This is a genomic window from Colwellia maritima (assembly GCF_022669015.1).
Taxonomy (GTDB): Bacteria; Pseudomonadota; Gammaproteobacteria; order Enterobacterales; family Alteromonadaceae; genus Colwellia; species Colwellia maritima.
Genome location: NZ_JAKKSL010000002.1, coordinates 974,765 through 999,142 on the forward strand (window position 1 = coordinate 974,765; position 24,378 = coordinate 999,142).

Genomic DNA, 24,378 nt, shown 5'->3' on the forward strand with positions numbered 1-24,378 from the left:
ATGACAAAACGTAAAAAATATTCAAAAGAATTTAAACTTGATGCCATCGCTTTAGTGATAGAACAAAATTATTCACAAGCTGAAGCCGCTAGAAATTTGGGAGTTAACCCAAACATGCTTGGTCGTTGGATAAAAGAATCTGAGAATGATGATGGGCATGCTTTTCGTGGTAATGGAAAACTAACGCCTGAGCAAGAAGAGATCCGCAACTTAAAAGCGCAAGTGAAGCGTCTCGAAATGGAGCGCGAAATATTAAAAAAAGCGACGGTCTTCTTTGCAAAAGAAACGAAGTAAAGTATTCGTTTATTGCCCAACATAAGAAGATCTGGCCTGTGGTTTTAATGTGCCATGTACTGGGTGTTAAAAGTAATAATTATTATAGTTATCAAAAACGTAAATTAAGTGAATCTGATGATTTAGACCATCAAGAAATGATTGAGTTGATCAAAGACATTGCCAAATTTAGTGACAATACTTATGGTGCTAGACGCATTAAAAAGGTACTCAATACACTGAGCTTTCCTGTAAGTCGAAGAAAAACAGCTCAGTTAATGAAAGAAGCAAATGTCTGGGTTCGCTATAAAAAGAAATACAAGGCAACAACGAACAGCGATCATAACAAGCCTATTTATCAAAATGAGCTTAAGCAGAATTTTACCGTAGAAGCTCAAGACCAAGCGTGGGTAGGTGATATCACGTACGTTTGGACAACGGAAGGCGGTTGTACTTATGCGTCGTGATTGATTTATATTCACGGAAAGTTGTTGGGTGGAGTATGGGTTCGAGAATGAAAGCACAGCTTGTTTGTGATGCGTTAACGATGGCTATTTGGCAGCGACAACCCAAAGCAGGATTGATAGTTCACTCAGATCAAGGTGTTCAATATGCGAGTCATCAATATCGTCGATTGCTCAAATCAAATGGTTTTGTTGGGAGTATGAGTAAAAAAGGTTGTTCTTTGGGATAATGCCGTTGCCGAAAGCTTCTTCGGCAGTTTAAAACAAGAACGTGTTCACTGGCGTAACTATGAAACACGTTATGATGCGCAGCAAGATATATTGAATTATATAACAATGTGGTACAACAGTCATAGACTTCATTCTTATCTGGATTACCAAAGTCCAAATGAATTTGAGCTAGCTGATAAAGAATTAAAAATGGTTGCTTAACTAGGGTGACTGAATTTAGTTGACCAGGTCAGGCTATGGGCTAGAGCAAGCAGAAGCTTGGGCTCATTTGTTACAAAATAAGTATGATGAGAGTGATACTGCTATTCTTTTAATTAATACCGCTATCAGTGGGCAAACAACCGATAATGCTCTGTTAAAAATAGATACCTGGATAAACGCACATAAACCAAGCCATGTATTAATTGAGCTTGGTGGTAATGATGGTATTCGAGGCTTTCCGATTATGCTATTACAAAAACATTTAACTGAGCTAGTCACTAAAAGTCAAGCACAAGGCGCAAAAGTGGCTTTGATGGCAATTCAGATCCCGCCTAATTTAGGCCCAAGATACACAACTATGTTTGTTGAAAGCTATCATAAAGTTGCGGCAGAAACAGGCGCGTACCTTATGCCATATTTTATGACGCACATCGCAATTGATGCAGGCTTAATGCAAAACGACAATTTACACCCTAACGCAAAAGCTCAGCCGCTCATTCGAGATTTTATGTACCGTGAAATCAACAAATGGTTAGAAAATTAAATAAGGTTATAGGGCAGAAAGCCTAAAAATCAATCGTTATGCTAAATAACTAAAATTTATACAATAAATTATTACAACACGCAGTTTTTAGCATAAAATTCTACTTACTATAAACATGTTTCGTAACTTATCAGAGTCTTATTATGGATTTTATCTGGATATTTTTTGCTTTTATTTGTGGTTTAGCAGCCAAGTCGATTTCTTTCCCACCTTCTATTGGCTATCTTTTAGTGGTTTTGCTTTAAATTTCCTTGGCTATCAAGCAGATGAAAGTTTATCAATTTTAAGTCATTTAGGTATTACGTTAATGCTATTTACCATAGGCTTGAAGCTTAATGTAAGCAGTTTGTTCAAACAGGAAGTTTGGTTAACAAGTTCGGTTCATACCCTTGGTGGTTAATTATCACCGTTATTATTATCAAATTATTTGCGATATCTGCCCTGAGTTATTTTTCGGGACTAGATATATTTACCGCAAGCTTAATCGCATTTGCTTTAAGTTTTAGTAGTACGGTATGTGTTATTAAACTGTTAGAAGAAAATGGCGAAATGCGCACCCGTCATGGAAAACTGGCTGTTGGTATATTAGTTATTCAAGACATAGTAGCCGTTGCATTTTTAGTTTTTGCTACGGGTAAAACACCGTCTATTTGGGCTTTAGCTTTGCTATTGCTTTTTTTATTAAAACCCGTAATTAATAAAATTGTTGACCATGTAGGTCACGGAGAATTGATACCATTAGCCGGATTTTTTATCGCGCTAGGAAGTTATGAGTTATTCGAATTGGTTAATATAAAAGGAGATTTAGGTGCATTAATTGTTGGTATGTTCCTTTCTTCCCATGCTAAGGCAACTGAAATAAACAAAGCACTATTAAGTTTCAAAGATATATTCCTTATCGGTTTCTTTTTGTCTATCGGTTTTAGCGCTATTCCTACTTTTGAAATGTTAGGCTTAGCATTGTTACTTGTTTTGATTATGCCTATTAAGTTCACCTTATTTTTTGCTTTATTAAGTCTGTTAAAAATACGCTGTAGAACAGCCTATTTATCATCATTGGCGTTAAGTAATTTTAGTGAATTTGGTTTAATTGTCGCAGCAATCAGTGTCACTAATGGTTGGTTGACTAACGAATGGTTAGTTATTTTAGCCTTAGCGGTTTCAATATCCTTTATTATTAGCAGTATTTTATATCGTTATGCCCATACTTTTTTTGGTCATACTAAAGAATTTTTTCAACGCTTTGAACGTAAACACCCCTTAGCTGAAGATATTTTTTATCAACCTGCAAAAGCCCCTATTGTAATTATTGGTCTTGGTCGTGTAGGTATGGGGGCTTATCGAGCGATTACTGAACACGGAGATAAGCTTGTTTGGGGGTTAGATGCTGAACCGGAGAAAGTCACGGAATTAGCTGAACAAGGTATTCAAGCATATTACGGGGATGCCGAAGATGCCTTTTTCTGGGAGCGGATAAATTTATCTCATATTCATTTAGTTTTATTAGCACTTCCAAAGGTTATTGATAGTATCAGCATAACAGAGCAACTCAAATCGGCAGGTTATCAAGGTAAAATAGCAGCAATTGCCCGCTATGATGATGAACGGGTGCAATTAGAAGAGTTTGGTATTGATAAGGTGTTTAACTTCTACAATGAAGTGGGGTTGGTTTTGCTGATGAAAGTATGGCCCTAATCCAGGGAGAAAATGCTTAGCGCCCCCCTGTGAGTAACCTGTTCAAAAGCTATTAGTAAATACAGAACAAGCTGTTCCTACGTATTGAGCAAAGGTAATAAAACGATCGAAATAAGTTAAAAAGACCTTGTTATTCAATAAGATAAAAAACTATTTAAATTAATTCGCATTAATATAAATATACACTACACTTAATTATTACAGGAGACAGCTTGTTGAAGTTTTAATTGTACTTGTACAATTAAATACAAAGTTTCCTCTCTATGTTATAGAGATAATGCTCGCAGCAGCTTTGCTAAATAGATATGCAGTATATTTAGCTACTTTGTTGTAAAATTGAAGTTAAATAGCGCACGGCTCAGACCCCTTTGAGCCATTCCCTTAAGCCCAAACCGAATAGTTTGGGCTTTTTTTTGTACGTTAAAAATATAAAAAACTATAATTTGAAAAGTCGGTTAAAATTATCCGTGGATAACTTGGCAATGGTTTCTATTGATTGACCACGTATACTCGCTAAATGTTTCGCTACTTCAACTACATAGGCAGGTTGATTTTCTTTGCCACGATGTGGAACCGGCGCAAGATAGGGAGCGTCTGTTTCAATCAAAAATTTATCATCAGGAACACGTTTAGCTACTTCTCTTAAAGCATCGGCATTTTTAAACGTTACAATACCAGAAAAAGAAATATAAAAACCCAACGCAATAGCTTGCTCTGCCATTTCCCAGGTTTCAGTAAAGCAATGTAGAATTCCCCCTACTTTACCAAAGATCTTCAGAACGTAACAGATCAAGCGTATCCTGTTGGGCAGACCGCGTATGAATAATCAATGGTTTATTCAGCTCTAGTGCAACTTGTATGTGCTTTTTAAAAGAATCTAACTGTAATTCTTTGGTTTCAGGCGCATAATGATAGTCTAAGCCAGTTTCTCCAATTGCAATCACATTAGTGTTATCAGAAAGCTTACGTAACTGATCAATATTCACTTCATCTTCTTGATTGAGTGGGTGCATACCACAAGAAAGTAAAACATTATTAAACGCTTGTGTTTTCTCTACCATGGCAGGAAAATCTTTTAAAGTAACACTAACACACAAGAGTTTATCTACTTTTGCATCGCTTGCCGCTTGTACAACATTCGCTAAATTATCTTCATAAAGTGATAAATTAAGTCGATCTAAATGGCAATGTGAATCAATAAACAACGGGACACTCCAAAATTTAAACATGAGAAATAAAAAAGCCCATATAGCAACTACAGGGCTTGGTGGGGTAACATATTAAACAAACTTTACATGGTTAATGTCGGCTCTGATGAGTTTAATTGACGAGCAAGCATGGTTTCAATTTGATGCCGTATTTTATCAGGGTCATCGGTAAAGCTAATACCAATTCCCGCAGGTGTACCGTTTTGGGCGCCTAAAGGTGTTAACCAACAAACTTCCCCCTTAATTAAAGAGGGCTCTAATGAATCTGGTAACAACACATTTAATTCAATTTCCGAGCCTAATTCAAATGATTTTGCTGTTCGGATAAATAAACCACCTTCTTTTAAAAATGGCATATAAGCAATATATAAATCATGCTCTGAAAAAAATTCAATATTAATTGGGATCAAACTAGATCTCCTACTCGTTAGTTTTAGCTTGCTCAATTACATCACTTATCTTTAGGATAAGCTGCTCACAAACAAACTGTTGGTTTGCTTGCACATAAGATTTTATTACTTTACACCCATTGATGATAACTTTATAGATATTATTCAATACTTCGGCACTTAAAGTGGGATAATTATCAGGTTCAGTTGTGCTTATAAACTGGTTTCTCAATAAGTTAACCGTTAGTTGCTCTAACCACCTTAGACCATGTTCATTTTTCAATAACAGCTCAAGTAATTGAAATGCAGATTGTTGTCCAACTAGAAAATTAAAGTAACACGCTCTAAACTTTTCAAATGCATCACTTAGCGTTGGATCAGTTAATTCAGGCAATTGAGTTAAGTTAATAAATGGGGTGTTTACGTTAGCATTGCGTTCATGACTGAGTAACTGATTTGACATATCTTGCAATAATGCTTGGCCAACACTGGGCCTAATATTAATGACTCTGCACCGGCTAACAATCGTCGGTAGTAAATTCTCAATGTCATTGGTTAATAAAATTATGACACTATTATCGCTTGGCTCTTCTAAAGTTTTTAGTAATGCATTGGCAGCAGCTATGGTCATTGTTTGTGCATGATTGATCAATACCGTTTTGAATTTACCTAGATGTGCTTTTTTTTGTAAAAAAAGTGTAGCATAACGAATGTCATCGACGCCCAAACTATTCTTTTCTGCTACTAAGTTAAGATGATCGGGATAGGTATTACTATTAATTAATAGACACGTTTTACAGCATCCACAACGTTGCAAATAGGTGACTTGATTATTAACGGCTTGCTGAGGCTGTTGGCAACTGAGTAAATGTAATAACCACTGAGAGAATGCAAGTTTCCCCGAGCCTGTTTCGCCATTAACTAGAATAGCATGAGGTAAAACATCACGGCTAAACTGACTGCTGAATTGCTGTTGGTATGGAAGTAACCAAGGTTGCATATTAACAACCTACATCTGTTGGTGACTGTTCATATTGATGCTCTTCAAGTAAACCATCTATAATTTTTACTACTTCAGCGAGCACTTTTTCTTTAGATTGAGCCGCATCCACTACAGTAAAGTCGTTTGGTGATTGCACAGCTTGTGTTAAGTATCCATTTCTTGCTTTAATTAAAAAGTCGGCCTTTTCATCCTCTAACCGATCAAGCCCTTCACCACGACTTTGTACACGCTTCAATCCTTCTGACGGATCTAAATCTAGAATAATATTCATACGGGGACTGAAGCCATTGAGTGCTAGATTGTTTATTTTTTTTATAGTATCTAGATCGATACCTCTAGCAAAGTGTTGAAAACTAAAGGTAGCAGCGTCAAATCTATCAGAGATTACAATTTTTCCTTTTTCTAATGCAGGTATTATTTTTTCTTGGATATGTTGAGCACGTCCTGCACCAAATAGCATTAATTCAGTCATAAATGTCATTTCTGGTGTTGAGGGATCTAAAATTACTTCTCTAATTTTCTCACCAATAGGCGTTCCACCCGGTTCTCGGGTAAGAACAACATCAAACCCTTTTGAAATAAGGTAATGTTCAACACTTTTAATAACAGTTGTTTTGCCGGCACCATTACTACCATCAAACACAACCATAAAACCTTTTTTCATAATATTCTCATTTAAGTAACATCGGTTTACAAGCATATAATATATAGCTTTATAACGAACAACAACGCTAGGTCAGGAAATAATACCAGTTTCATTAATTAAGTGATCTATTTTCTACATAGAAAAAATTGCCAAATACAAAGCATTTATTTCAATAGCAAATAGAAATGATCAAATAGTTAGTGAGGTGGGTATAACTTCATCCACTAGCTATAAGTTTAGATCTTGACGTAAAAACGCCATATGCGTCTCAAAGCCAATATGATCATAATTATTCGAGTGAGTGTTCATAAAGCCATGTCGATAATTAACTTGCATTGAGGTTACCTTATCCTTCATTTTTATAATATTGTGCAAGATTGACACATCGAAATGAAGTTCACTTCTAGGAAATATACATTTTATCGTAAACTTAGGGGATACGTCTGTGTAATACCTAATTTGAGCGCCATAATAACACACAGCATACTTAATCCGATTAGATAACTCTGTAGGCATATTTCCCGATAACATCCAAATAATAGAAGCCCCAACACTAAAGCCAACTAACGAATATTCATCAGCATAGTTGTTAAGTATTGATTGTAATTTTTTTATAATTATCAATACCAATATTTTCAGTAAAAAAACTATACGCTTGAGCTTCACTGGTAAAATTCATATTTTTACCATCGTAAGGATCAACAATGACATCTGCGTTAATTACGTTAGCGATACTCATTAACGCGGGTGTCTTACCAAAAATATCCGTGACACAAATCTTAATCATTACTTTTTGAGCTTTTAAATAGTCCCTAACTGCTGCGTTATGCTCTTGTAATGTTTGACTAAAAACATGTTTACCATTACCTTCACTAACAAAGTAGTAATAGTCAGTTGTGTCGGGATTTAGAGCAGCTTTTATCGCTGACAAACCAGATAATGCGATTGGCGTTGGCGGTAAACCATTTATTCTATAGGTGTTATAGGCTGTTTTTTCTTTTAGATGAACGCGCTTTATATCTCCCTGATAACGATCCCCTAAACCATAAATTACTGTAGGATCCGTTTGTAATCGCATATTCTTCGCTAAACGATTAATAAACACTGACGCTATCACTGGCTGCTCAGGTATATGACTTGTTTCCTTCTCAATAATTGAAGCCATAATCAACGCTTGATAAGGTGTTTCATAAGGTAAACCAATAGCCCTATTCTGCCATTGATCCATCAACGTGGTTTTCATCTTGTTATAAGCTCTTTTTAAAATAGCAATGTCAACAGTGCCGTTCGTAAATGCATAGGTTTCAGGGAAAAACCATCCTTCAGGATTCGATTGCTCAATACCTAAGCGTTTTGATATTTGTTCAACACTTAACTTTGCTAACGTATGAGTTAACTGTGGTTGATTTTGCAATTGGGTGATTAATTGATTAAATGTTGTTCCTTCAATTATAGTAAGGCTAAATTGATATTCTTTCCCGCTTGTTACTAACGTAAGTAAGTTTTGTAAAGTTATCGAGGGGTTAATTTGATAAGTTCCGGCTTTAATGATGGTTTTATCGGGATGTATACGTGCATAAGCTCTCAACCAAAAACGATTATCTAACCATTTTTTCTCCACTAAAGCCCTAGAAAAAGAGGCAACAGAGGTTCCTTGTTTAACTGTCAGTAATTGCTGTTCGGCAATCAATAATGGCTGATTTACCTTTTTTTCTAATAAAAGAAAAAATATAAGTGATAAAGCCAGTATGCTACTGATACAAAGCAAAAGAAATTTTTTCATTAATAATCCATTATTCTAGATTGTTGTGTATTTCATTACGAATAGCTAAAGGTAAATCTATTGATAATGAGCGTCCATTAATGTTTGCCACTGGTATCACCCCCATAACGCTATTACAAAGAAACATTGCCTGAGCCGTAGCAATATCATTTAATGAAATCGTACGTACAATAGTGGTTGGATATTGTTTCAATATGGCTTGACGCATAATACCATTAACACCACTTTGCGTTAGATCTGGAGTATACATTGCTTCATCTATAATAATAAAAATATTGGCACTTATCGCTTCTATCACTTCATCGTTAATATTTATCACTAACAAATCATCTTCATTTCTTGTTTCAAGCTCTTGCCTTATAAGTACTTGTTCAAGACGATTTAAATGCTTCAATCCTGCTAACATTGGATTTAAGCCAACTTTTTGTTTGCTAATACCTACCGTGATACCCGACAACGCTAAATCTTCATAATGATTAGGATAGTCGTGCACCATGATGATTAAATCATAATGATTAGAGGCCGAACGGGCATAACCACGACCACCAGATGTAGCAGAAATAATAACCTTAAGAACAGCTAAAGAATAGCTTTTTGCGACAGTAGTAAGTTGCTGTGTTAATTGCTCAATTGGCGGGTAATTAATACCAAGCTTTTGACAACCTGAAATTAAACGATCAACGTGTTGTGTTAAATATTGAATATTGCCATCAATAATTTTTGCTGTTGTAAATAACCCATCACCATAAGCTAGACCTCTATTTTCGACATCTATCTCATTTTGTTGTATTCCATTAACTTGACAAATTTTCATAAAGTTATCTCTTTAGCATTTAAAATAAAAAAGTCTGACACCTTTGCAAAAAATGCTAAGTGTTCAGACTTAATTAAGTGATTTAAAATGACTTTATACCAATCTCACTAACTGTTTGATCATTTCTTCTTGCCAAAATCACCAACTACTTCGTTATTTAATAATTAGAACAACTCGTTATTGAAATAAATGCCTTGTATTTTGTAATTTTTTCTACGTATAAAATGGATCTCTTAATTAATGAAACTGGTATTATATCTTTTTAAATATCAATGAACCATTTGTGCCACCAAAACCAAATGAATTACACAACACATAATCTAAATTAATATCACGAGCTGTGTCTTTGATATAATCTAAATCACACCCTTCACCTGGGTTATCTAAATTAATCGTAGGTGGAACAATATTATTTTTCAAGGCTTGTATACTGAAAATGCTCTCTACAGCGCCGGCAGCACCAAGTAAATGCCCGGTCATTGATTTTGTAGACCCCATCAGTACCTTATACGCATCGGCACCAAAAACAGATTTCACAGCATTGGTTTCTGCGATATCACCTGCGGGCGTTGATGTACCATGCGCATTAATATAACCAATTTGATTGGCATTAAGCTTAGCATCATTCAGTGCATTATGCATTGCACGCGCAGCACCAAGACCATCCTCTGGCGGTGACGTCATATGATAAGCATCACCACTCATACCAAATCCAACGAGTTCAGCATACATTTTTGCACCGCGGGCTTTTGCATGTTCATATTCTTCAACAACAACAACCCCAAGACCATCACCTAAAACAAAACCATCTCGGTCTTTATCCCAAGGACGTGAAGCTGCTTGTGGATTATCATTACGTTTAGATAATGCTCTAGCAGCACCAAAACCGCCCATACCAAGTGTCGTAGAGGCTTTCTCAGCACCACCGGCAACCATAACATCAGCATCACCATAAGCTATCATTCGTGCTGCATGACCAATATTATGCACACCACTTGTACAAGCCGTTGTGATTGATATGTTAGGTCCTTGCAAACCAAACATGATGGATAAATGACCTGAGATCATATTTATGATGGTAGAAGGCACAAAAAATGGTGATAGTTTTTTAGGACTGCCAGTTTTAACCATTTTTTCATGGTTTTGTTCAATTAACCCTAAACCGCCTATACCAGAGCCAACAGCAACACCAATTCGTGGGGCATTTTCTTCTGTAATTTCAATCCCTGAATCTTTGATGGCTTGTACGCCTGCAGCGACACCATATTGAATGAAAAGATCCATTTTTCTGGCATCTTTCTTTTCCATGTAGTGTTCTGCGTCAAATCCGTTCACTAAGCCTGCAAATTTAGTGCTAAATTCCGTGGTGTCAAAATGTTCAATATTACGAATACCGCTTTTACCAAGCAGTAAATTTTCCCAAGTAGCCTCAGGTGTATTACCTAATGGGCTAAGCATACCAAATCCGGTAACAACAACACGTCTCATTGTGTTCTACCTCATAAATTTTAAATAGGAGATATAAAAAAAGCGGTCACTTAAATGATAAGTATACCGCTCTTTTTCAATTACATTTTTAAAGTTATGCTTACTATCAACATAACTAATCGTTACTTACCAACAATTATTGATTAGCGTTAACGTAATCGATTGCTGCTTGAACTGTAGTAATTTTTTCAGCTTCTTCGTCAGGAATTTCAGTATCAAATTCTTCTTCTAACGCCATTACTAACTCTACTGTGTCTAATGAATCAGCACCTAAATCATCAACGAAAGATGAATCAGTTTTAACTTCTGCTTCACTAACACCTAGTTGTTCAATAGTGATTTTTTTTACGCGTTCTTCGATAGTACTCATTTTTTTTCCTTTACTTACTGAAAGTATATTTTTTCAAATTGCGTGTAGTGTATTCGCCAAAAGCTTGCCATGCAAGCCTAAGCGTTTATTTTTTTAAGTGGTCTAACCAGTATAGAGCCCTTAAAAAAGTCATATATAACAATGAACCCCTTAATTATAAAGGGTTACACCATATACATACCACCGTTAACATGAATTGTTTCACCCGTGATATATGCAGCTGCATCCGAGGCTAAAAACGCGACAGTGCTCGCTATTTCTTCAGGTTTACCCAAACGATTAGCCGGAACTTGGGAGAAAATACCCTCTTTTTGTTCATCAGTTAATGTTTTTGTCATGTCTGTATCAATAAAACCAGGGGCAATAGTATTAACGGTAATGCCACGAGAAGCTATTTCGCGCGCCGCCGACTTAGTAAAACCTAATAAGCCGACTTTAGCTGTAGCATAATTTACTTGCCCTGCATTCCCCATAGAACCAACCACAGAACCTATATTAATGATTCGACCATTGCGCTTTTTCATCATAGGACGAATTGCAGCTTTACTCACTTTAAAAACAGAAGTGAGATTGGTATCCATTATATCTTGCCATTCATCATCTTTCATACGCATAAACAAGTTATCACGTGTAATACCGGCGTTATTAACTAAAATATCTACGCCCCCATGAGCCTCTTTGATATCAGAAAACATCTGAGCAATAGAGTCATCGCTTGTGACATTTAAAACCAGACCATTACCTGCTCCTAAATATTCAGCAATTTTGTTAGCTCCCTGTGCTGACGTAGCCGTTCCAACAACCGTAGCACCTAATGCCTTTAGTTGTGTTGCAATCGCTTTACCAATGCCACGACTAGCGCCTGTTACAAGGGCTACTTTTCCTGTTAATGAAAACATACTATTTCCTATTGATTTTATTTCTTCGTTATTTACAAATAAACGGATGATTACTAACTTGCTTGTGTTAACTCTTTAGCTTGTTCTAGGGAATCAAGCGTATTAAAAGACACACAGCTAATAGATTTATTAATACGTTTTGCTAACCCCTGTAATACTTTTCCTGGTCCTACTTCAACCATTTGCGTGATACCTTGCTCACCCAATTGGCTTATGGTTTCACTCCAACGTACAGGGCTATATAATTGTTTTACTAAAGCTGTTTTAATTGCCTCACCACTCGTTTCAATGGCAACATCAACATTGTTAACAACATTAATTGTTGGAGTGTTAAAGGTAATGCTTTCCAAATCAGTCGCTAATTTGTCAGCAGCATCACTCATTAAAGCACAATGAGAAGGAACACTAACAGGCAAAGGTAATACTCGTTTTGCTCCTGCCGCTTTACATAATTCACCTGCTCGTTCAACAGCCGCTTTATGACCCGCAATCACGACTTGACCTGGCGAATTAAAATTAACTGCTGATACCACTTCATCGGCTTGCGCTTGAGCACAGGCATCAATAATGGCTTGATCGTCTAAACCTATAACAGCTGCCATCGCACCAACACCTGCAGGAACACATGTTTGCATGTACTTTCCACGTTTTTCTACTAATTTAACACCATCAGTTAGTGATAACACTCCAAAGACAAACCAGTGCAGAATACTCGCCTAGACTGTGACCGCCTAATATAGAAGGAATTACTTCAGATTCAGCTTGCCAAACGCGCCATAACGCCACGCTTGCTGTAAGCAATGCCGGTTGTGTAATATGTGTTTGATTAAGCTGCTCTGCAGGACCCTGAGCAATAAGTTGCCATAGGTCATAACCTAGCGCATCAGATGCTTCTTTAAAAGTTTTTTGAACAATGGTGTTATCACTAAAATCACTTAACATCGCCACAGCTTGAGAGCCTTGACCAGGAAATACGAAGGCTAATTTACCTTGTAAGGATATATTTTGCATTTTTGTTGTTACTCTTTTTATTTATTCAGCTTTTATTAATTACGCTTTAGTTATAAAATAATTTTTTACCAATCAAAATAGACGTCAATATAAACAGCATAGTGAGCTATTATTGAGGTGATAAACCTTGCTCTAGAGAGTTCTTTATTTTTTCAGGTACTTGCCGATCGACTTCTTTAACTGCTTCCATAATAGCAGAGAAAAAGCACTCGAATTTGCATTCCCGTGGCTCTTTACTACAATACCGCGCAATCCTATCAAACTTGCACCATTATACTGGTCGGGGTTCATGGATTTAAACAACTTTTTTAAACTCGGTTTGACAATAAAGGTTAACATTTTCACTAAAAAATTTTGTTTGAATAGCGTTTTAGATTTCTCGAACACCAAACGAGCGACACCCTCACAAGTTTTTAGTGCTACATTTCCCACAAAACCATCACACACAATCACATCAGCTTTATTAGAAAAAATATCACCACCTTCAATAAAACCTATATAGTTGATATCACTATTTTCCGACAACTCAAGCGCTGCCTGTTTGATATGGTCACTGCCCTTAATGGCTTCCTCCCCCATATTTAGTAACGCGATACGTGGACGATCAATACCATCAACTTGTTGTGCCATGACCGACCCCATAACCCCAAATTGATACAGCACATGAGAATCACAAAATACGTTAGCGCCTAAGTCCAACATGAATACATGTTTATCATCGTCATGTGTGGGTAAAGAAGAAATTAAAGCCGGCCTTTCAACACCTGGTAAGGTTTTTAAAACAAAATGCGCCATAGAAAATAAAGCCCCCGTATTACCAAGACTGACACATGCTTGGGCTTGACCTTCTTGAACAAGATCTAATGCTTTACGCATAGATGAATTTTTTTTAGTACGCAGAGCATAAGCGGGCTTTTCATCCATTTCAACAACTTCAGTAGTTGGAAAAATAGAGAGTTGCTTATGTTGATTTAATGTTTGTGGAGAAATATTTAATAATGCAAGCTCTGTCGTAATGATTTTTTCATCACCACAAAGAATCAGGTGCAAATTAGGCAGCTCATTAATTGCCATAATTGCAGAGGGAATTGTTATAGAGGGGCCTTTATCGCCCCCCATAACATCTAACGCTAAGGTTAGTATTTTTTGACTATTCAAGCTTAACTGTAGTAGCTATGAGCTTTAAATAGGGAGTTAAAGTATAATCGCTTATTTAGCGATTACTTTAACGCCTTTGTAAAAGCCATCGGCTGTTACGTGGTGACGACGATGCGTTTCACCAGATACTGGATCTACTGATAAGTTTTCTGCTGTTAAAGCATCATGTGAACGGCGCATGCCACGTCTTGAACGAGACTTCTTGCTTTTTTGAACTGCCATGAGTTACTCCTAAATCGGGTTATTAGTTAAATTGCTCAATGCGTTTAACTATTTAAGTTGTTTTAATACGTCAAATGGGTTCGGCTTCTCAAGCTCTTCTGGCAATTCACCCCAAACACTATCAGCATCAGCTGAACAGTCTTCGATTTCATGCCTTGGAATTAATGGAATTGCGAGTAATAACTCTTCTTCCACTAGCTCTCGCAAGTTTACTTCACCATCTTCATTTAATTCTATTACATCATAATATGATGGAATATTCATCGCGGCTTCTTCATTTTTTGCCGGACTGAAAATAAAATCTACTTTCAATTCAGTATCAAAAAGTTCATTACACCGCTGACAAGTTAATGCAACTAATGCCGATGCCGTACCTGACATTACTGTCAAACCACGTTCATCCACATCAAACTTAACACTAACTTGAACATGCTCGCTTCTCATTTCGCTGACAGCAAGCAGTCGAGTCATTTCCGACACGTTATAAATACCTTCACACACAAGTCTACGTTGTGCACTTCGGGTTGGGCTAATTGTTATCGGAAGCTTAAGATTCTGCATAAGGCGCGCATAATAAAGCCCCTAGAGGCAAGTGTCAAAAGAAAAATAGCATATTTCATTTAAAAACGATAGATTGACCCAATAATAGCAGGTATATAATCATTTTTGTTATGTTTTGTATCAAAAGTGAGCAATTGATTCACTTCTATAATTTATTTTAAGGATCTTCATGAAAACCTTAGTTTTAGGCTCTACCTCTCCTTTTCGTAAAAGTATTTTACAAAAACTTAACCTACCTTTTCAATGTGCGAAACCTAATATTGATGAAAGTTCGTTAGCGGATGAAACTCCACAAGCTTTAGTGGAACGTTTAGCTATTGAAAAATCCCAGGCTGTCGCCAATGAGTTTCCGAATGCTCTTATTATAGGTTCAGACCAAGTAGCCGTTTGTGACGGTGAAATTTTAGGAAAGCCTCACAATTTTGAAAATGGTGTAAAACAACTCACAAAATTCAGTAATAAAAACGTTATTTTTTATACGGGATTATGTGTATTAGACACGTCCAATAATAAAGTACTATCCTTGGTAGAACCCTTTAATGTTCATTTTAATACCTTGTCGCAAGCAGATATTGAAAATTATTTAAAAGCAGAGCAACCTTATAATTGTCTTGGCAGCTTTAAAAGTGAAGGTTTAGGTATTTGTTTATTTGAAAAGCTTGAGGGTGATGATCCCAACACCTTAATTGGCTTACCGCTAATCAAACTAGTCGCTTTGCTTAAACAGCATGGTTTAGACACTTTAAAAGAGCAACACGCTATCACGTAACATCACGTAACATAAAAGAGTTTACACTCACGTAATGCTCTTTTACTCTTATGATCTAAATTATCATTTGTGCGGGTACTTATCATTTATACGGGTATTAAAGCAATTTTCATTTAAACTAATTCGAATCAAATACATTTTAACTTAAGGAAAAATAATGTTTAAAAAATATATATTTATACTTTCAACGCTGCTTATCTCTTCAAACGCTCTAGCGCAGTGGACTCTCGTTAATGATGAATCAACGGTTAATTATATTTCTATAAAATCATCAAAAGTGAGTGAGTTAAATCACTTTAATACGCTTAGCGGAACTTTAAACGATAATGGTTCACTATCTGTAGATATCGACTTAGCAAGTGTTGAAACCAATATTCCAATTCGCAATGAACGTGTTAAAACAATACTTTTTGAAACTAGCTCTTTTACCAAAGCAAATATTCTTGCCAATTTAGACCTTAATAAACTTAATGCACTTAACATTGGTGATACCTACACGACCCCAATTAAATTCAAATTATCTTTGCATGGTGTATCAAAAGAAATCACTGCCGACATACGCGTTGTAAAACTAACAAATGATAAATTACTAGCATTCTCATCAACCCCGATCATTATCGATGCTGAACAATATAATTTAGCTGAAGGTATTAACAAATTACGTGATATTGCGAAGTTACCATCAATAAGTACAACAGTGCCTGTATCATTTAGCTTAATCTTTGATAAAAAATAAACTGAGTTGTAATTGTATTAATTGTATTAATTGTTTTCTTTGAATCAACAAGTGCTTTAGTGGCTTAGCGCAAAAAGTACTTGTTGAATATGCACACCAAATCTAATGCCTAAATGACAAAGCAAAAGCACGCTAACTTGGTAAAAAATCTATAGCCCAAATAGTTTTCACAATACCAACATTTTCAGCGGGAAACGTGATAGAGCGTAGAATTACTAACAACTGCCGCTCTAATTTCGGGTTATTTAATTTGCTCGATTTAATATCAATGTGACTTATTTTACCATTAGCTTGTATTTCAATTTCAAATACCACCTTACCCTGTAAAAAAGGATCTTTTCTTAGTGCGCTATTATAGCGCGCATAAAGACGAGCCTTATGAGACTCTAATGTACGTCGTAATGACAGTTCTGAGCGTTGTTCAGACTTTTGCATTGATAGCTGTTCTTCTACTAACACATCAGTATTAGCGGCTATCTCTGTTTCTGACAATCGTATTTGTTGTGTATTACGGGTGCTTAATTTATCACTATTAACCACAGTTGACGTTTTTGCCGCACTTAAGCTTGATGCTTGTTTGTTTACCTGACTTGTGAGTAATTTCCGTTTAATTTTCACTTCAGATGATTTGGTCGCATTTAATGTTGATTGGTTTGACGGTGTCATAACAAATGCTTCTCGCATGGCAAAAAGCTCATCTTTCATTGCAGCTAAACCTGATGTTTTAGCTTTTTCTTTAGCTAGTTCTCGTCGTTTTTCTATTGTTAACTGTGGTGGTTGTATTGGTGATTCTTGTACTTTTTCTTTTTTTATTTCGGCTACTTTTTCATCTGCTTTTTTGTCAATTGGCTTTTCTTTAATAATAGGTTCTTTTGGTTTTTCAGGTAAAGGTAGCTGTTTTTCTTTTAAGACAATTTTAGCCAGTTGTACCGGTATCTGCTCTTTCACTTCACGGGGTATTTCAACTTGTTCAACAAAAGAAACGATCACCGCAATAATAAAGTACAAGGCAAAGAGAGAGACTAAAATGATGGTAAATTTTTTGTCTTGTTCGTTCGGTTTAAATAAATCATAAAAACGTTGAAAACTTTCGCTGTTTTTAAAGCTTACATGGTCTGGTAAAGTTACAGTTGTCACTATTTCTCCTCCTCCACAGCATTTTTTAACAACTGCTGTACGGCTAAAGAGATATTTCTATAATTACTGTCTGAACAAGCCGACATTATTTGTTTTAATACCTGATATGGCACACTTGCATCACCAATGATGGTGACAGATCTCCCCAAGACTACTTCTGATTTATTCAATTCTGGCCGTTTTCGCGCTAAGTAAGCTAGCTCACTTTTAACTGCCGCGATTAACTGGGAATTATTTTCTTCATCTGATGTTGTATTAGCTAATGAAAACGATTGGCTCCATACTGATCTACCTTGTACCAAAGACACTATTACTTAACACTGTAATCAAAACATTATCGTTGGGCAATTTTTCTGCTACAGATACAGGTAATTTAATTTGGTTGGTTGTTTCTAAAACACGTACTTCAGACTGGTTTACAATAAGAAAAAACACCAGTATGGTAAAGATGTCCATCAAAGACACTAAGTTTAGTTTTGCCGCACTATTGAAACGTTTATGATGCTTAGCGCGCCTTTTTGCTATTGCAGACTGCTTCATAATTTGCCTCCGTTCTCATTTTTCTCTTCAACTACATCCTTTTCGCTTGGTAAATCTAATTCCGGTGCATCACCTAAGGATATTTGAGGAAACAACTCTGCATCAACAAGGTTAGCCGCTACCACTGAAGGAAAAGAGCGAACTATATCCATTGTTGAAACAATGGTTTGGTAATCAACATCCGGGGCTATTAAAATTAATATGTCATTCTTTTTAATATTTTTTTGTTGAAACGTAAACTTCAAATCTTGTAAGTATTTAGACAATAAAGAGTAGTTGTAACCCTGCTCGGTTTTATTAAAGGTTTTTAATAAAATGCCACTCGGATAATTTAACGTAAAGCCGACTTTATTAATCACCAGTTCTAAAATTTTAGCTTCATCCGTTACTTGTTCATTTTCTATTTCGGCACTAATGGGTAATTGTAAATTTAAAATTCGTACTTGCGAAAATACTAAACTTAATAACAATACTGGTACCAGTACAATCATTAAATTCATAAATGACGTAATATCTAACTCTGCTTCTTGTTTGTTCAGGCGACGATAACGTCTCATCATACTAGCCTCGGTTAGAGTCGGTAACTGAGTCAAAAGACAATGAATTGAGTAACTTCATGCCCGCCATTTCTAAAGAGTCGACTATGGTTGAGGTTTTACTCATTAAACTTGAATGAAATAAAATTAACGGAATAGCGGTGATTAAACCAAAGGCAGTTGTATTCATTGCAACTGAAATACTGGCTGATAGTAAATTTGCTTTTTCTGCCGGATCGGCATTGGCAACAGCTGAAAAAGCCGCTATAAGTCCCATGATAGTACCTAATAGTCCTAAGAGTGTTGCTATATTAGCTAATGTTGCTAAATATGGCGTACGTTTTTCTAACCGTAACATATACTCCATTATCGTTTCTTCCATCGCATACTCAACATCTTCACGACGTTTAACATGGGTTAATCGTGCTAAACCAGATGCCAACACATCAAGTACTGGCGCATCACTGTTTTTGACTTGTTTACTGATGGCATCTATATCACCTTTTTTTAGTGAGTCTTGTAATAAAACTAGGGCTTTTTGATTGGTTTTTAAGGTGTTAGTTAAATAGAACCAACGTTCAATGGTAATTGCTAAACCCACAACTAAAACCAAGGCAATGGGATAAATGAATGTCCCACCATTTTGTAAAAATGCAATAATGCTGTCGAAAAAACTCATGTAATTTTCCTTTTCTTGTCGATATAGTATCGTTATTTTGTCGTTATTGGTTTACTGTTTTATTTGTATTTTTTACGGCTAACTTGTAAAAAGTTGTTGTTTGTTTTTTAAATTCTTTGGGATTAATGGGTTTAAAATTTGGCATCGTAATTTTTGAATTATTTCCTTCAATAATCACCGGTTTTTCAGTACCCTGCCAAGGCATAATATAAATAACATTGGGTTGTTCTTGTGAGCCTTTTACTTGCGTTTCAATAATCACTGGAGTTTTCTTTGAAAAAGGCGTGGTTGCTGCCGGCACTTCTTCAATTTCTGTCTCGGCAACTTCCTGAGTTTGGCCCCTTGGAATATATGAAGACAGAATTAAGCAAGCACACGGCAATATTGCCTTTCGACTATAAGTACTCAATTGATGATAAAAAGAGTTCATTCTATCCTCCTTGGTGCACAGGTAATGATAAACCAAGACGCTTTATTTTTATTGCTAATGCGGCTTGCCAACGTTTGACTTGTTGATCTTCTGGTTCATTTAATAAATAAGCACTATAGTACTGATTTGCTTCAATAAATTTCCCTCGATATAGCTCAAGCAAAACAGCCATACTTAATTGTGCCTGCGTGAAGTTTGGCCATATCGTCAACGCTGTCCTATAACTTGCTTCTGCTTGGCTAAATGCTCCGCTCGTTTCTAATAGTTTTCCCTTTAAGTAATGAGCGTAAGGATTGATGGGGTTAATTTTAATGGCTTTAGCTAGTAATAATTCACTTTTATTCAGGTCTGTTTTTTGTTTTGTTTTATCGCTTTCTTGCTCACTTAACCTATGCCAAATAAGCGCTTGATTTACATAACTACCAGATAAGTTTTTCTGTTTAACAATCACCTCATCAAATAAAACTAACGCGGCTTGCCATTGTTGTTGTTTCATTAACTCAACGGCTTGTTTATAGGTAGTGATAACGCTTTGAGGAACATTATTCATTAGCCGTTTTTCTTGCGCTAAATAGTCGTTTTTTCTACTATCATCGAGTGGCTTGGTTATCTCATTGCTGTTGTCTTCAACTTTATTTACATCCTTTTCCGACATGCTCATTAAATCGACGATACGCTGACCAATGCTTTTTATCCCCTCTGATTCCTTGCTGATATTGCTATCTTCAGGGGTAACACTACAACCTGATAACAGCAAAATAACTATAAAAAGCCCACTAGACAAAGACTTGTTTACATATTGAGAACAAAAATGTCGATTCATGTAATTCATATTCTTAATGTAAGGTGAGAACAACATCGATATTTTCCTCCTTTTTATTTAGCTTATTAGCTTGATGAATTCTGTGATATAAAGCGGGTTCTAATGCTGCCAACGCCGCAAAACTTTTCATTACCCACTCATCATAAGTATTATTCCAGGCACGTTTAATATTACTGGTATGAATCTCTATTGCCTTTTCCTCAAACGGATAAATCATTTCTTCTAACAATAAGTTATATTCTTCTAAAGCAAATTCATCGAGATCTTGTGGTCGTTGTGACGCCATCACATCATGACTTAATTGCCGGTACATTTGCCCTAAATTGTAGGTTCCATGCGGTACAAATTCAGCTAACTCGAATGAGAGAAGTTTTTTATAATAGTCGATGGCTGTTTTCATCGCTTTTTGTTTACGTGCTAAACTTTTATTTAGTGGCAGCGTCAGTTTAATATGTGTAAAGGTTGCTTGATGTGCTTGTCCTAATGCTAAAGCAGCAACTGAAGCTAAATATTTGTCTCGTGAGTTAGCAACGTTTGACGTTGTTTGTGCGTTAAACTGTTTGTCGTAGAAGGAAATGATTTTACGATGCCAATAATAAGCTTTATTTAGCGCTTTGGTTTTATTATAAAAGTTAGTCATTTTAAAGCGTACTTCTTGCGCTACATCAAACGGTTCAGGATACGTATGAGCATAGGTTCTAAAAGTACTAATGGCTTTATCTATATTATCTGCTTTTAAATACAGCTCTGCTGCATTATACAAGGCTTCTTGCTGTAATTCCGATGAATCTGATTCTGTATCAGCCATGTTAACTATAGCTAAATATTGTTCAGCGGCCTTTTGCCATTGTGCTAAGCTCTCATAAGACTCAGCAAGTTTTGCAGGTATTGAACGGCTATATTCATTTTTTGGATAGTTTTGTTGAAAAGCCAAATATGTCTCTATCGCGGCTTGCCACTGCTGTTGAGAAAATAATAAATTAGCTGCCTCAAAATGCGCATTCAACCGGTAAGTTGACTCTGGGATTTTTTTCCCTAAACGCAAATAATGCTCCACGGCTATCAGTGGTTGGGTTAATGCAACCCCTTGACCTTGAAAATAAATACTTGCCGCAAGTAGTTCTCGCATTTTTGTCCAAGCTTTACTGTTCTCGCTAACATATTTAAGTGCCAAATTATAAGCAGTCTCAGCTTGAATATATTCATCTTGTTGATACCAATAATTTGCTTGTAATTGACTCGCGATTTGTATCTGATTGATCGCGTTATGATCAAGTTTTGCTATGATTTCATGATGATTAATATCATCAATCAGATTTGCACTGCTCGTTGACTTAATTACATCCATATTAGTTACACCGTTGTCAGCAATAACACCATAGGTTTGTAGGATAAAATCACAGTATTCTTGCATCACATGATAATCTTTATTAGCCCAACTATATTGCGCTTGTTGTAAAGCTAAACTCAGTGAGCGTTCATCATTAGGGTATTGTTCAATAAATGCTTTATCGAGTTGATCACGCACCCTTAATAGGGATAATTCGTCTTTGTTGTCTCCTGTTTCTTCGTTTTCTTTTCGATGACTTGCTAATATCTCACGCGTGGTTAAGGTAGAGGCGTATGCCGCTTCTTTTCGCATCTGCTCAGAATTATCTGACGTCATAGTAGCTTGGTATGCAATATATTGATAACTCGTTAATGCTTGCTCATAAAGTTGCGCTTCAAAACTAGCATCAGCAAAAAGCAATTCATCCGCCAACAAGCCTTGACTTAATGCTATTTCACTCACAAATTCTACTGATTCTGGTTGTTTTGCTAAGGCTAAATAAATACCTAACCACTGAGCTGTTTGAGTAAAGGCTTTTACTTTATTCTGCGGATTTGTTTCCGATTGTGCCTGAGCATATAAATATCGACTGTGCTGATAACTAAATGACAATAAATTGGGTAACACTTCATCCATTAATTGTGCTTTATGAACATAGCCTCTAGCATTTTCGGTTATATATTGTTGCCAAAACTCGCTTTCCATACCAAATTGTTTAACATAGTCAATTTTCAACGCACTGATTGCCTGATGCTTACCTTGCGTACGGTATAATTCCATCAATACTAGCATATACCTTGCGGACCACAGGCTGTTAGGTGCCATGGTTACGTATGACTGATAGGTCAATTCAGCGTCGTAAGTTAAACCATTTTCGAGTAGAAAATCAGCTAAGTTTTTAAATAATAGGTGACGATACAGATATAAATAATTGTCATTAAATTCATTTCCTTGATAGTTGTTAACTAGGGCGACTAACGAAGCTGATTGATCTTGCTGACTTAATGAAATACTAAGAACTCGTTGAATATCATTCACTAAATCACTATAACGGTTATCTATAGCGGAAAAACTAAAATCATTTTCATTCGGTTGAACTTTTTCTTGCGCAATAATAAAATCTAGTAATGACAAAAAGGTTTGATCTGATTCGGCTAAACGATTCAATTTGAATAGTGCCCATCCTGACATATAAACACTATTCACATAGTAATTAGTGCTATTTTTTGACTGCAATACAGCTTGATATTCTTGCAATGCTTTTGTGTAATGTTGCAAATTATAATAGATATCACCCCGTCTAAAGTGCAACTCTGCTTGATATTTACTCTCAGGGTATTTTGTTAGTATCAATTCAATTTGCAACAAACTCTGATCTAACTGCCCTTGTCGATCCAAAGCCTTAGCTAGTTGATAGTGCACTTCTTCATTTTCTGGTCGATTAGGGTAACGTGATATTAAGCTACGATAAGATGCCACAAGGGCTGATAATGCATGAGCATTTTTTTCTGCTTGTTTTGAATTATCCTCTCCTACCTCTTCTACTTCTTGTAATTCATATGCTTGGCTATCTATTTGTGCTAATCGGTAAAATATTTGCGTTCTAACTTCGTCATTAGGTTCAGTTGTTAAAATATTTTGATATAAAGAGGCAAGTATTGTTGTACGTTGGCTTTTACTCAAAGTTAATAATTCATCGGTATTACTAATTTCAGTGATAGGGGTGGTTTCAGTGATGGTGTTGAAATCACTTTGAGTATTGTTGGCAATATCATCGGCATTTCTCGCTTTAGCTAAATCATCGAGTGTTCCTCTTTTGTCCAAAGCATTATTTTCTGATGGATTTGATTCAACTCGACTTTGACAAGCAGAGAGTACAAGGATACAAACCCCAAGTACTGCAATCAACATTAATGAACGTGAGCTAATAGGAGCGTTCATCGTTCTTTTTTCCTGTCATTTAGACGTTCTTGGTTAAGTTGCTTTTCAATTTTTTTGTCGTTAATCGACATATTTTCTAACACAACAGCCATAGCCTTACGCGTAGTGAGTAAATGCTGTGCTAACAATGTTCGTTTTTCATTACAATACTCTGTTATTTCATCTCGAATCTTTAAAGATATTTTTTCTTTTAACTCAGTTAAACTACTAATAATTGGACTGATTTTTGTTTTTATAAACATTTGACGATTGATAAATGGAACTAACGACGATTCACTTTGTTCATGTGATGAAGAGGCTAATAATGTGGATACATTTTGTTGTAAATCACTCAACTGCCCCATACTATTATCTAGCTCAATAAGTTGCTGCTTATGTTGCCAAGATCGTTGAGGAAACGCTTCAGATAAACGCCAAGCCAAAACAGAACTTAACCGATTTAATCGTTGTTGATACTTGATGTTAGTAACTTGATCCTCTTCATGACTGAGTTTAAC

23 protein-coding genes and 5 pseudogenes are annotated in these 24,378 nt (G+C 36.0%); 5 read left to right on the top strand and 23 right to left on the bottom strand.

Annotated features, from left to right (window positions below; genetic code table 11):
* The 3 genes and pseudogenes from L3081_RS14850 (at position 1) to L3081_RS14860 (ending at position 3,428) form a co-directional block, all read left to right on the top strand.
* Positions 1-1,169: pseudogene (locus L3081_RS14850) on the top strand (IS3 family transposase).
* A 19-nt stretch (positions 1,170-1,188) separates the two neighbouring features.
* Entirely contained in the window at positions 1,189-1,713 is a 525-nt protein-coding gene (locus tag L3081_RS14855; protein WP_242286865.1) for an arylesterase, read from the top strand.
* A gap of 143 nt (positions 1,714-1,856) precedes the next feature.
* Positions 1,857-3,428, top strand: a pseudogene (locus L3081_RS14860) (cation:proton antiporter domain-containing protein).
* Positions 3,429-3,844: 416 nt separating this feature from the next.
* Here L3081_RS14860 and L3081_RS14865 read toward each other — a convergent pair.
* From L3081_RS14865 to yceD, 14 genes and pseudogenes are all read right to left on the bottom strand, one after another.
* Positions 3,845-4,613 (bottom strand): annotated as a pseudogene (locus tag L3081_RS14865) (TatD family hydrolase).
* An 86-nt stretch (positions 4,614-4,699) separates the two neighbouring features.
* Positions 4,700-5,026 carry a PilZ domain-containing protein gene (locus L3081_RS14870; protein WP_242286866.1) on the bottom strand — a complete coding sequence of 109 codons (327 nt, stop codon included), beginning with the start codon at positions 5,024-5,026 and terminating at the stop codon, positions 4,700-4,702.
* A 10-nt stretch (positions 5,027-5,036) separates the two neighbouring features.
* Positions 5,037-6,005, bottom strand: a complete 969-nt coding sequence (locus L3081_RS14875) for a DNA polymerase III subunit delta' (RefSeq protein ID WP_242286867.1) — start codon at positions 6,003-6,005, stop codon at positions 5,037-5,039.
* Position 6,006: 1 nt separating this feature from the next.
* Entirely contained in the window at positions 6,007-6,672 is a 666-nt protein-coding gene (gene tmk, locus L3081_RS14880) for a dTMP kinase (protein WP_242286868.1), read from the bottom strand.
* 210 nt (positions 6,673-6,882) lie between these two features.
* Positions 6,883-7,278 (bottom strand): dienelactone hydrolase family protein, encoded by a 396-nt coding sequence (locus L3081_RS14885; RefSeq protein WP_242286869.1) that lies wholly within the window; start codon positions 7,276-7,278, stop codon positions 6,883-6,885.
* Complete coding sequence (mltG, locus tag L3081_RS14890) at positions 7,244-8,437, bottom strand: endolytic transglycosylase MltG (protein ID WP_242286870.1); 1,194 nt, start codon at positions 8,435-8,437, stop codon at positions 7,244-7,246. The genes L3081_RS14885 and mltG overlap by 35 nt, the downstream gene beginning before the upstream one ends.
* 10 nt (positions 8,438-8,447) lie before the next feature.
* Positions 8,448-9,251 carry an aminodeoxychorismate lyase gene (pabC, locus tag L3081_RS14895; RefSeq protein ID WP_242286871.1) on the bottom strand — a complete coding sequence of 268 codons (804 nt, stop codon included), beginning with the start codon at positions 9,249-9,251 and terminating at the stop codon, positions 8,448-8,450.
* A 252-nt stretch (positions 9,252-9,503) separates the two neighbouring features.
* Positions 9,504-10,739: a beta-ketoacyl-ACP synthase II gene (gene fabF / locus L3081_RS14900; protein WP_242286872.1), complete on the bottom strand. Its 1,236-nt coding sequence runs from the start codon at positions 10,737-10,739 to the stop codon at positions 9,504-9,506.
* 136 nt (positions 10,740-10,875) lie between these two features.
* Positions 10,876-11,109: an acyl carrier protein gene (gene acpP / locus L3081_RS14905; RefSeq protein WP_159820781.1), complete on the bottom strand. Its 234-nt coding sequence runs from the start codon at positions 11,107-11,109 to the stop codon at positions 10,876-10,878.
* 164 nt (positions 11,110-11,273) lie between these two features.
* The gene (fabG, locus tag L3081_RS14910; protein WP_242286873.1) at positions 11,274-12,008 is read right to left on the bottom strand and encodes a 3-oxoacyl-ACP reductase FabG; all 735 of its coding nucleotides are present in this window, start codon (positions 12,006-12,008) and stop codon (positions 11,274-11,276) included.
* A 53-nt stretch (positions 12,009-12,061) separates the two neighbouring features.
* A pseudogene (fabD, locus tag L3081_RS14915) lies at positions 12,062-13,019 on the bottom strand (ACP S-malonyltransferase).
* Positions 13,020-13,128: 109 nt separating this feature from the next.
* Positions 13,129-14,138 (bottom strand): annotated as a pseudogene (gene plsX / locus L3081_RS14920) (phosphate acyltransferase PlsX).
* Between the two features lie 90 nt (positions 14,139-14,228).
* Entirely contained in the window at positions 14,229-14,399 is a 171-nt protein-coding gene (rpmF, locus tag L3081_RS14925; RefSeq protein ID WP_116000475.1) for a 50S ribosomal protein L32, read from the bottom strand.
* Positions 14,400-14,447: 48 nt separating this feature from the next.
* A complete protein-coding gene (yceD, locus tag L3081_RS14930; protein WP_242286874.1) occupies positions 14,448-14,960 on the bottom strand; it encodes a 23S rRNA accumulation protein YceD in 513 nt (170 codons plus the stop codon).
* Between the two features lie 169 nt (positions 14,961-15,129).
* Here yceD and L3081_RS14935 point away from each other — a divergent pair, with 169 nt between their 5' ends.
* Both L3081_RS14935 and L3081_RS14940 read left to right on the top strand, forming a co-directional pair.
* Positions 15,130-15,729, top strand: a complete 600-nt coding sequence (locus tag L3081_RS14935; protein WP_242286875.1) for a Maf family protein — start codon at positions 15,130-15,132, stop codon at positions 15,727-15,729.
* A gap of 157 nt (positions 15,730-15,886) precedes the next feature.
* A complete protein-coding gene (locus tag L3081_RS14940; RefSeq protein ID WP_242286876.1) occupies positions 15,887-16,465 on the top strand; it encodes a YceI family protein in 579 nt (192 codons plus the stop codon).
* A 132-nt stretch (positions 16,466-16,597) separates the two neighbouring features.
* Here L3081_RS14940 and L3081_RS28385 read toward each other — a convergent pair whose 3' ends face one another.
* The 9 genes from L3081_RS28385 to L3081_RS14985 are packed head-to-tail and all read right to left on the bottom strand — an operon-like array spanning position 16,598 to position 24,303.
* On the bottom strand, positions 16,598-17,602 hold the full coding sequence (locus L3081_RS28385) for an AgmX/PglI C-terminal domain-containing protein (protein ID WP_242286877.1): 1,005 nt from the start codon (positions 17,600-17,602) through the stop codon (positions 16,598-16,600).
* Complete coding sequence (locus L3081_RS14950; protein ID WP_242286878.1) at positions 17,602-17,910, bottom strand: ExbD/TolR family protein; 309 nt, start codon at positions 17,908-17,910, stop codon at positions 17,602-17,604. The genes L3081_RS28385 and L3081_RS14950 overlap by 1 nt, the downstream gene beginning before the upstream one ends.
* The gene (locus L3081_RS14955; protein ID WP_242286879.1) at positions 17,891-18,142 is read right to left on the bottom strand and encodes a biopolymer transporter ExbD; all 252 of its coding nucleotides are present in this window, start codon (positions 18,140-18,142) and stop codon (positions 17,891-17,893) included. Before L3081_RS14955 ends, L3081_RS14950 begins: the two co-directional genes overlap by 20 nt.
* Positions 18,139-18,702 (bottom strand): biopolymer transporter ExbD, encoded by a 564-nt coding sequence (locus tag L3081_RS14960; RefSeq protein WP_242286880.1) that lies wholly within the window; start codon positions 18,700-18,702, stop codon positions 18,139-18,141. Before L3081_RS14960 ends, L3081_RS14955 begins: the two co-directional genes overlap by 4 nt.
* Position 18,703: 1 nt before the next feature.
* Positions 18,704-19,357: a MotA/TolQ/ExbB proton channel family protein gene (locus L3081_RS14965; RefSeq protein ID WP_242286881.1), complete on the bottom strand. Its 654-nt coding sequence runs from the start codon at positions 19,355-19,357 to the stop codon at positions 18,704-18,706.
* A gap of 43 nt (positions 19,358-19,400) precedes the next feature.
* Complete coding sequence (locus L3081_RS14970; RefSeq protein WP_242286882.1) at positions 19,401-19,787, bottom strand: hypothetical protein; 387 nt, start codon at positions 19,785-19,787, stop codon at positions 19,401-19,403.
* Between the two features lies 1 nt (position 19,788).
* Positions 19,789-20,646: a tetratricopeptide repeat protein gene (locus L3081_RS14975; protein ID WP_242286883.1), complete on the bottom strand. Its 858-nt coding sequence runs from the start codon at positions 20,644-20,646 to the stop codon at positions 19,789-19,791.
* The gene (locus tag L3081_RS14980) at positions 20,624-23,881 is read right to left on the bottom strand and encodes a tetratricopeptide repeat protein (RefSeq protein WP_242286884.1); all 3,258 of its coding nucleotides are present in this window, start codon (positions 23,879-23,881) and stop codon (positions 20,624-20,626) included. The genes L3081_RS14975 and L3081_RS14980 overlap by 23 nt, the downstream gene beginning before the upstream one ends.
* Complete coding sequence (locus L3081_RS14985; protein WP_242286885.1) at positions 23,878-24,303, bottom strand: hypothetical protein; 426 nt, start codon at positions 24,301-24,303, stop codon at positions 23,878-23,880. The genes L3081_RS14980 and L3081_RS14985 overlap by 4 nt, the downstream gene beginning before the upstream one ends.
* Positions 24,304-24,378: the final 75 nt, after the last annotated feature.